1 protein-coding gene is annotated in these 426 nt (G+C 61.5%); it reads right to left on the bottom strand.

Annotation, left to right across the window (positions count from 1 at the left end; translation table 11 throughout):
• Positions 1–426: GGDEF domain-containing protein (locus EOA33_RS38480; protein ID WP_145989631.1), on the bottom strand; the 426-nt coding region annotated here is incomplete at both ends.

The following is a 426-nucleotide window of genomic DNA, read 5'->3' as shown; positions in this document are numbered from 1 at the left end:
CCCCAGATGCGGCTGAGCGTTTCCGTCATCCAGCGCCGGTTGGCGAGGCCGGTGAGCGGATCGGTCCTTGCCAACAGTTCCAACCGCTGGTTCGCCTTGGCCAGTTCGGCAACCCTGCGCCGATCGCGAAGCTCAAACAGGAAAGTCTTCTGCGCCAGAATTGTCATGATGCGTCGCGCGGCGACTGTTGCGAAGATACCGCTGGCGAAGAACAGCGTCCCAGCGGCCGCGCTCCCATGTTCGATGGCGGGGTTCTGCAGCTGAAACACGAGATACAGCCCGAGCGCCAGCCCGGCGATGGCCACCGGCCAGGCCAGCGGGATACCGAAAATGATGATCGCGGTAATGGCCACGAACAACATGACATTCAATTGCCGTTCATAGAACTCGCCACCAGCGCTTACGCCGACCAATGCGACCGACAAC

The sequence above is a fragment of the Mesorhizobium sp. M4A.F.Ca.ET.050.02.1.1 genome (genome assembly GCF_003997725.1).
Lineage (GTDB): Bacteria > Pseudomonadota > Alphaproteobacteria > Rhizobiales > Rhizobiaceae > Mesorhizobium.
This window is presented reverse-complemented; position numbering and strand designations above follow the sequence as displayed.